Raw genomic sequence first — 8258 nt, 5'->3', positions numbered from 1 at the left:
TCGGCTACGTCTGCGATGACCGCCGAGCCGAATAAATCAGCGTTTCCCTAAGCCAATTTCATCACCGCTTTAAGATCGTCCTGATGTGCTGACAGACGGATTGCCCTTGGGCAATTCGTCTGTCGCGTTGCGCCCGGCGATCGTGATGCGATGGCACAGTTAATCTTCATCGGCGCATTTCTGGCTTGGGCGGCGTTTGTCGCAGCAAGCGATGTTCGCGTTCGGCGCGTTCCGAATTCGCTCGTTCTCGGCGGACTGGCTTTGGCGTTTCTGAGTGCATTTCTGCACGCCAATCCGTTCGGCATTTCTCCGCTTTCGGCAACGATCGGCATGCTGATCGGCCTGATTGCTTTAGTCCCGTTTTTCCTGCTTCGCGTGATGGGCGCAGCAGACCTCAAGGTCTTCGCGGTACTCGGCGCCTGGTGCGGCCCGCATGCGCTGCTCTGGCTGTGGATCGTCGCGAGTCTTGCCGCCGGTATCCATGCGCTGGTGCTGATGCTGGTGTCGCGCACGCCGATTCGCGCCTTGTGGCCGCAGGGGCAGCCGGCGCTCGCGCTCGGCGGTCATCGCGCCACACCGTACGCGGCCTGCCTCGTGGCGCCGGCGGCCATGTGGCTCGTCTACCTTGCCGTGGCGGGAGGCGGTCGATGAAGCGGCCAGGAACGCTCTGCCGGCGGCGGCATCAGCGCGGTGCGACGGCCGTCGAGTTCGCGATCGTGTTCCCGCTGTTCTTCCTGATCTTCTATGCGATCGTCACCTTCGGGATGGTTTTCGTCATTCAGCAGAGCCTCACTTTCGCGGTCAGCGAGGGCGCACGGGCCGGCTTGAATTACGCACCCGGCCTGGGTGGCGACCTCACTTCATGTGCGACCGCGTCGAATTCCGCGACGCGTACGCAGAACGCGTGCAATACGACACTGGGCGCATTGGGTTGGCTGGGCAGCGACGCGCAGCACCTGTCGGTTGCCGTCAAGACGACCGCGTGCAGCGACGGCTCGTCGGGTTTGACGAACTGCCTGACGGTCACCGCGAGCTATTCGCCGCTTGCCTGGCTCGCGACGATGCCGTTTGTCGGGAAAGTGCTGAACGGGCCGCTGACGAGTTCCGCGGTCGTACAGATTCCGCAGTCGATGCTGTAACGGGCGCATGTGAGCCGCGCGACGCAAGAATATTCGAGCATTCATTCCGGCATTCCTAGATCAACATGACGAACAACTTGACGAAGATCATCGCGGGGCTCCTGATCGCGATCGCGGTTCTGCTCGGCATCTATGCCTGGATGCTCGGGCGTAGCACGCCGCGTCCCGCGCCGGTACAGCAAACGATTGCTGCGAGCCCGGTGCCGATCGTCGTCGCGACGCGCACGCTGCCGGCCGGGCAGCCGATCGCCGCCGACGCATTGAAAATCCAGCCGACGTCGCCCGTGCCCGCCGGCGCATTCGCCGACGCCTCCACACTCGTCGGCCGCGTGCCGGCGCGCGACATCCCGGCGTCTTCGCCGGTCGTCTCCGACGCGCTCGTATCGGGGCTCGCCGAGGACGTGCAGCCGGGCGAGCGCGCGGTGGCAGTGCGCGTCGACGAAACGAACGCGGTCGGCAACCGGCTGCGTCCCGGCAATTTCGTCGACGTGTTCCTGAACCTGAAGCGCGAAGGCAACGCGATGCTCGACGGCGAGGTGTCGCAGACGCAGGCGCGGCTGTTGATGTCGAAAGTCCGTGTGCTCGCATTCGGCGACGCTACGCCGGAGCGCGACAGCGGCAGCAATACGAACGGCAGCAACGCGCAGCCGAGCAACGTGCGGATTGCCGTGCTCGCCGTGCCGACCGCGCAGGTCGACGCGCTGACGCTCGGCGAGGCGAGCGGCCGCCTGACGCTCGCGCTGCGCAATCCGCGCGACGACGAAATGGCGATGCAGACGGTCGCGGTGCGCACGGACAACAAGCTGTCGCCGTCGGCGCTCGCCGCGACGGGCGTATCGCTGCAGCAACTGTCCGGCACCACGAGAACCGCCGTCGCGAACGTGAACGTTCCGCCGCTGCCGACGCGGCTGCCGCCGGCGGTCCGCTCGAGCGCGGGTGGCGGCAGCATTGAAGTGATTCGAGGCGGCCGGTCGGAAACGGTTGCGTATTGAACGGTATCGATGGCCATCGATGTCAGCGACGACAAGTAAGCATGGCCGCACGGCGGCCTACGACACAATGAAAAACACCCTGATTGCTTTCGCGATTGCCGTCTGGACCCTGACCTTCGCGTCGCTCGCGAGTGCGAGCGGCACGATCGAACTCGCGGTCGGCGCGCAGCGCCAGATTTCGGCCGGGCGCGCGCTGCAACGCGTGGCGGTCGGCGATCCGGCGATCGCCGACGTGCTGATCATGAAGGGCAGCCGCTCCGGGGCCGTGCTCGTGATCGCGAAAGCGCCGGGCGCGACGAACGTGATGCTCTGGGAGCGCGGCCGCGACGAGCCGACGGTCTGGAACGTGGAAGTCGTCGACGCGGCTGCGCACGCGGTGCTCGACGATTCGACGCCGCGCGTGAACACGTACGGCGGCACGTCGGTGTTGCGCGGCACGGCGACGTCGCTCGATGCGCACGAACGGGCGGTCGCGGTGGGCAAGAACGTGAGCGGAAAGGGGACGGTCATCGATCGCTCGACGCTGGCCGGCAAGAACGTCGTGCAGGTCGACGTGCGCGTCGTCGAATTCAGCCGCTCGGTGCTCAAGCAGGTCGGCTTCAATTTCTTCAAGCAGAGCAACGGCTTTTCGTTCGGCTCGTTCTCGCCGGGCGGCGTTCAGTCGTACAACGGCGGCGCGGGGCCCGGCTCGGCCGGCTACCTTCCGACGCTTGGCGCGCCCGTGGCGTCTGCGTTCAACCTCGTCGTCAATGCGGCCGGCCGCGGCATCTTCGCGGATCTGTCGCTGCTCGAGGCGAACAACCTCGCGCGCGTGCTCGCCGAGCCGACGCTCGTCGCGCTGTCGGGCCAAAGCGCGAGCTTCCTCGCCGGCGGCGAAATTCCGGTGCCGTCGCCGCAAGGGCTCGGGTCGACGGCGATCCAGTGGAAGCAGTACGGTGTCGGCCTGTCGCTGACGCCGACCGTACTGAGCCCGCAGCGCATCGCGCTGAAGGTTGCGCCCGAATCGAGCCAGCTCGACTTCGTGAACAGCGTAACGATCAGCGGCGTCGCCGTGCCCGGCATCACGACGCGTCGCGCCGATACGACGGTCGAGCTCGGCGACGGCGAAAGCTTCGTGATCGGCGGCCTGATCGATCGCCAGACGATGTCGAACGTCAGCAAGGTGCCGCTGCTCGGCGACCTGCCGATCATCGGGACGTTTTTCAAGAACCTGAACTACCAGCAGAACGACAAGGAACTGCTGATCATCGTCACGCCGCATCTGGTCGCGCCGATCGCGAAGGGCGCGGCACTGCCTGCGACGCCGGGCCAGTTGTCGGAGCAGCGCGACGGCCCGGTGTGGCGCTCGTATCTGGGCGGCGCCGCCTCGCCGGATGCCGCACCGGGATTTTCGAAATGAACGCGAAACATTGCAGGTTGCGGCGCGTCGCGACGATCTGCGTATTCGGGGCTGTTCGAGATGAATGCACGAACCCAATCATTGTCTGAACCCGCCGTGACCGACTATTTCGTCTGCGCCTCGTCGAAAGAATCGCACGTCCGCTGGCTCGCCGATACGCTCGTGTCGGCCGGCGCGGTCGAAGGCGCGTCGCTCGAGCCGGGCGTCCTCGCACAGCGCATCACGGGACTCAATCCGGCGCTCGTGTTCATCGATTTCTCCGACGGCAGCGCGGCCGCGAGCGTCGCGGCGGCCGCCGTGCGCGCGGCGCATCCGGGGCTGCCGATCGTCGCGCTCGGCTCGCTGGCTCAGCCGGAAAGCACGCTCGCCGCGCTGCGCGCCGGCGTGCGCGATTTCATCGATGTGTCGGCGTCGGCCGAGGACGCGCTGCGCACGACGCGCGGGTTGCTCGCGAACGTCGGCGAGCCGGCGAGCCGCCACGGCAAGGTCGTCGCGCTGCTCGGCGCGCGCGCCGGCATGGGCGTCAGCACGCTCGCGGCGAATCTCGCGGTGTGGCTGCAGAAACATGCGCTGGGGCCCGGCGCGGCCGCCAAGCCGGACGCCGGCGTGCCGGCCGGCCGTCAAACCGCGCTGCTCGATCTCGGCCTGCCGGCCGGCGACGGCGCGCTGTTCCTGAACACGCGCTGCGAGTTCCATTTCGTCGATGCCGTGCAGAACCTGCGCCGCATCGACCGCACCTTCGTCAACACCGCGCTGACGCGCCATCGCAGCGGCGTCGCGCTGACCACGCTGCCGCCCGATCTGGGCGGCTTGCGCGACGTGTCCTATGCGTCGTGCATCGGGCTGCTGAACCGTTTTCGCGCATTCTTCGACCAGCAGGTCGTCGATCTCGGCGGCTTCTCGAACCGCGAGTTCGTGACGCAAATCGCATCGTCCGCCGACGAGGCGTGGCTCGTCTGCGACCAGGGCGTCGCGTCGATCGTGTCCGCGGCCGATCTGCTGACCGGGCTGCGCGATGCGGGCGTCGACACCGACCGCCTGCGGCTCGTCGTCAATCAGTACGATCCGGCGCTCGACCTGCTGCCCGGCCAGATCGCCGACCGGCTCGGCATTGCGCTCGTCGGGACGCTGCCGTCGCGCCGCGTCGCACTCGGGCGTGCCGCGAACCAGGGGCGGCTGATCGTCGACGAAGCCGAGCGCGATCCGTACGTGCGCGCGCTCGAGCAACTCGCCGCGCGGCTGCCCGGCGTGTCCGGCAGCGCGAGTCCGTCGCGCACGGCGCCGCGGCTGTCCGCGCTCAAACGTCTCATTCAACCTTCGTCCAAGCGGTCGTAAGCGATGGCACACGACATTCAATTCGCCGACGGCGCAGCGCCGTTCTCCCAGACGCAGCAATTTCACGACATCAAGAATGCCGCGCACGAGCATCTGCTGACGCGTATCGAGGAGCTGGGCGCCGAGTTCGGCCGTTGGTCGCGACAGGCGATCAACCAGTTCGTCGATCTCGAGATCGACAGCTTCGTGCGTCTGCGCCGCATCCCGCTCAACGAGAACGAGGTGCGCACGATCGCCGAGGCGCTGACGAAGGAGCTCGCCGGCTTCGGCCCGATCGAGGATCTGCTCGCCGATCCGGCCGTCGAGGACATCCTGATCAACGGCTACAAGGACGTGTATGTCTCGCGTCACGGGATCCTGACGAAGCTGCCGGTCCGCTTCACCGACAACGCGCATCTGCTGCGGATCGTGCGCCGCATCCTCGCGCCGATCGGCCGCCGTCTCGACGAATCGAATCCGATGGTCGACGCGCGCCTGCCGGACGGCGGCCGCGTCAACGTCGTGATCGAGCCGCTGTCGATCGACGGGCCGATCGTCTCGATCCGGAAGTTCCGCAAGGACCCGCTGAAGCCTGCGGACCTGCTCGGCAACGGTACCTACAACGAGGAAATCGGTGCGCTGCTCGAAGCCGCGGTGGAGGCGCGCTGCAACGTGCTGGTGTCGGGCGGCACGAGTTCCGGCAAGACGTCGCTGCTCAATGCGCTCGCGTTCCACATCCCAGAAATCGAACGCGTCGTGACGATCGAGGACACGGCCGAGCTGTCGCTGAACCATCCGCACGTCGTGCGGCTCGAGAGCCGGCCGGGCGGTTTCGACGGCACGGGCGTCGTGACGATCCGCGACCTGCTGCGCAATACGCTGCGGATGCGTCCGGACCGGATCATCGTCGGCGAAGTGCGCGGCGGCGAAGTGCTCGAAATGCTGCAGGCGATGAACACGGGCCACGACGGCTCGATGGGCACCGTGCACGCGAGTTCGCCGCGCGAGTGCCTGTACCGCCTCGAGATGCTCGCGGGCTTCGCCGGCTTCCAGGGCACCGAGTCGAGCTTGCGCAGGCAGATCGCGAACGCGATCGATTTCATCGTGCAGATCGGGCGCCTCTCGAACGGGCGACGCCGGATTCTTTCGATCACCGAAGTGACCGGGCTGTCCGACAACATCATCTCGACGCAGGAGCTCTATCGCTACGAGGCGCGCGTGACGCCGGAAGGCGAGGAGGTCGATCACTGGGAATCGCTCGGCATTCATCCGCACTCGCCGAAGCTCGCGCGCTTCCGCCAGACGCTCGCGAACAGCGGCTTCGGCGACACCGGCGGGTTCGGCGGCGGCTTTGGAGGCGGCGGCTTCGGTCGCGGCGGGGGCTTCAATGTATAGCGCGATGCTCTGGGTGCTCGCGTTCGCGATGCTGTGCGTGGCGTCCGGGCTCATGCTGTGGCGGCATGCGGAAACGCGCCGCGTGCGCACCGACGCGAAGCGCTTCATGGACAGCCGGCTCGAGCCGGGCGCGCGCGCGGCGGCGCCGGCCGCGAGGCCTGCGGCGTCCGGCGCGGCCGCGGCATCGGGCGCGGCACGCGGCACGCCGCAGCCGGCCGGCGCGCGCGGTCCGGCGCCAGGCACGTTCTGGTCGCACGGATACGCGGTCGCGGCCGATTATCTGACCCATCTCGCGAGCCGCGCCGGGATCGCTGATGCGCGCGGCAAGGCGCTCGTCGCGTTGGCGGTGCTCGTCGCGCTGGCGGCCATCGCCGCTAGCCGTGGCGGTCCGCTCGCGTGTCTCGCCGCGCTTGCCTGCGGCATCTCGGTGTTCGGCGTGTGGCTCGCATCGCGCATCCAGCGGCGCCGGCTGAAGATCGTCCGGCAGATTCCGTCGTTTCTCGACGGGATCGTACGGCTCGTGACGCTCGGCAACAGCGTGCCGGCCGCGTTCCAGGCTGCATTGCTGACGACCGAGGAGCCGTTGCGCGGATGTCTCGATCACGTGTCGCGGATGCTGCGCGGCGGTGTCGAGATCGATCGCGCGATGCTGCATATCGCGAAGATCTACCGGACCGAGGAATTCGAACTCGTCGGTTCGGTGCTGCGGTTGTCCGTCAAATACGGCGGCCGCGCGGACGTGATGCTCGAACGCATGGCCGTGTTCATGCGCGATCTCGAACAGGCCGAGCGCGAACTGACCGCGATGTCGGCCGAGACGCGGCTGTCGGCATTCGTGCTCGTGATGCTGCCGATCGCAATCGCGAGCTTCGTGATCATGACGAACCCCCAGTATCTGCACGGGATGTGGAACGATCCGAGCGGACAAATGCTGCTCGTGATCGCGTTCCTGCTCCAGTTGTTCGGCAGTATCTGGCTGTATCGAATGGCTCGACTGAGGTGATGCAATGACGGCTACCCAGATCGGCGCGTTGGCGCTCGCACTCGGCGCATTCGGCCTGTTGCTGCTCGGGATCGCCGCGTTGCGGCGCGCGAGCGCGACTTCGCGTGCGGAGCGCGCGCTGAGCGATGCGCTCGACCGGCGAATGGCCGCGCTCGAAGCGGCGCGCACGCGCCCCGCAGGCGAAGAGGAGGCCGCTGCGAAACCCGATGCGCGCCGCAGTCAGCGTATCGAACGCTTGCTCGAGCGGCTGTCGGCCGCCGGCATGCGCTGGCTCGACACAGGGCTCGGCAAGCATGTGGTCGCCGAAGAGGACCGCCGGCTGCTCGAGCAGTGCGGCTATGTCGATGCCCGCACGCGCGGCTTGTTTCTGAGCGCGCGGCTCGCGATGGGCGTCGGGCTGCCGCTGCTGTTCGCGATCGCGGCGAGCGGCCGTGTGAGCGGCGGGTACTGGATGATCGGCATGTGCGCGGCGTTCGGGTTCGGCTTCATGCTGCCGAAGCTTTACATCCGGCGTCGCGCGGCGGCGCGGCGACAAAGCGTCGGCAACGAATTGCCGTTGCTCGTCGACATGCTGCGTTTGCTGCAGGGCGTCGGGCTCTCGCTCGATCAAAGCCTGCAGGTCGTGACGAACGATTTTCGCGGGATGCTGCCCGTGCTGTCGTCGGAAGTCGGCATCGCGCAACGGCAGTTCGCGGCGGGCCGCACGCGCGAGCAGTCGTTGCAGCGGCTGTCGAGCGGCTTCGACAACGAGGATTTGCGTGCCGTCGTGCGCTTGATGATTCAGGTCGACAAGCATGGCGGCGCGGTGCAGGAGCCGCTGAAGCAATTCGGCGACCGGCTGCGCGAGACGCGCCGCGCGCTGCTGCGCGAGCGGATCGGTCGATTGACGGTGAAGATGACCGGCGTGATGGTGCTGACGCTGTTGCCCGCGCTGCTGATCGTGACGGCCGGGCCCGGGATGCTCGCGGTAATGCGCGCGCTGTCGCCGCACCATTGATGGACGGAAGGAAAGGACG

Annotated in this window: 8 protein-coding genes; all 8 read left to right on the top strand. The window is 67.5% G+C overall.

All coding sequences use genetic code 11. The features are described 5' to 3' along the window. Positions 1 to 150 precede the first annotated feature (150 nt). The 8 genes from ACSHSS_RS25050 to ACSHSS_RS25015 all read left to right on the top strand — a co-directional run bounded on the left by ACSHSS_RS25050 (position 151) and on the right by ACSHSS_RS25015 (position 8239). On the top strand, positions 151 to 651 hold the full coding sequence (locus ACSHSS_RS25050) for an A24 family peptidase (protein ID WP_445545693.1): 501 nt from the start codon (positions 151 to 153) through the stop codon (positions 649 to 651). After that, a complete protein-coding gene (locus tag ACSHSS_RS25045) occupies positions 648 to 1139 on the top strand; it encodes a TadE/TadG family type IV pilus assembly protein (RefSeq protein WP_445545692.1) in 492 nt (163 codons plus the stop codon). Before ACSHSS_RS25050 ends, ACSHSS_RS25045 begins: the two co-directional genes overlap by 4 nt. Before the next feature lie 65 nt (positions 1140 to 1204). Next, positions 1205 to 2131: a Flp pilus assembly protein CpaB gene (gene cpaB / locus ACSHSS_RS25040; protein ID WP_445545691.1), complete on the top strand. Its 927-nt coding sequence runs from the start codon at positions 1205 to 1207 to the stop codon at positions 2129 to 2131. A gap of 67 nt (positions 2132 to 2198) precedes the next feature. After that, a complete protein-coding gene (locus ACSHSS_RS25035) occupies positions 2199 to 3530 on the top strand; it encodes a type II and III secretion system protein family protein (RefSeq protein WP_253573866.1) in 1332 nt (443 codons plus the stop codon). A 60-nt stretch (positions 3531 to 3590) separates the two neighbouring features. Beyond that, positions 3591 to 4865: a fimbrial protein gene (locus tag ACSHSS_RS25030; RefSeq protein WP_445545690.1), complete on the top strand. Its 1275-nt coding sequence runs from the start codon at positions 3591 to 3593 to the stop codon at positions 4863 to 4865. A gap of 3 nt (positions 4866 to 4868) precedes the next feature. Continuing rightward, positions 4869 to 6239 (top strand): CpaF family protein, encoded by a 1371-nt coding sequence (locus ACSHSS_RS25025; protein ID WP_039222107.1) that lies wholly within the window; start codon positions 4869 to 4871, stop codon positions 6237 to 6239. Next, positions 6232 to 7242, top strand: a complete 1011-nt coding sequence (locus ACSHSS_RS25020; protein WP_105791006.1) for a type II secretion system F family protein — start codon at positions 6232 to 6234, stop codon at positions 7240 to 7242. Before ACSHSS_RS25025 ends, ACSHSS_RS25020 begins: the two co-directional genes overlap by 8 nt. A gap of 4 nt (positions 7243 to 7246) precedes the next feature. Further along, positions 7247 to 8239 carry a type II secretion system F family protein gene (locus ACSHSS_RS25015; RefSeq protein WP_059784890.1) on the top strand — a complete coding sequence of 331 codons (993 nt, stop codon included), beginning with the start codon at positions 7247 to 7249 and terminating at the stop codon, positions 8237 to 8239. Positions 8240 to 8258: the final 19 nt, after the last annotated feature.

It is taken from the genome of Burkholderia sp. BC1 (assembly GCF_052683555.1).
The sequence above is the reverse complement of the archived record's forward strand: the minus strand, read 5'-3'. Positions and strand labels throughout refer to the sequence as shown.

Bases quoted from the DNA above. Each gene is read 5' to 3' on its own strand.
- ACSHSS_RS25035 (WP_253573866.1), top strand. From the start codon at position 2,199: ATGAAAAACACCCTGATTGCTTTCGCGATTGCCGTCTGGACCCTGACC.
- ACSHSS_RS25020 (WP_105791006.1), top strand. From the start codon at position 6,232: ATGTATAGCGCGATGCTCTGGGTGCTCGCGTTCGCGATGCTGTGCGTG.
- ACSHSS_RS25025 (WP_039222107.1), top strand. From the start codon at position 4,869: ATGGCACACGACATTCAATTCGCCGACGGCGCAGCGCCGTTCTCCCAG.
- ACSHSS_RS25030 (WP_445545690.1), top strand. From the start codon at position 3,591: ATGAATGCACGAACCCAATCATTGTCTGAACCCGCCGTGACCGACTAT.
- ACSHSS_RS25015 (WP_059784890.1), top strand. From the start codon at position 7,247: ATGACGGCTACCCAGATCGGCGCGTTGGCGCTCGCACTCGGCGCATTC.
- ACSHSS_RS25050 (WP_445545693.1), top strand. From the start codon at position 151: ATGGCACAGTTAATCTTCATCGGCGCATTTCTGGCTTGGGCGGCGTTT.
- ACSHSS_RS25045 (WP_445545692.1), top strand. From the start codon at position 648: ATGAAGCGGCCAGGAACGCTCTGCCGGCGGCGGCATCAGCGCGGTGCG.
- cpaB (WP_445545691.1), top strand. From the start codon at position 1,205: ATGACGAACAACTTGACGAAGATCATCGCGGGGCTCCTGATCGCGATC.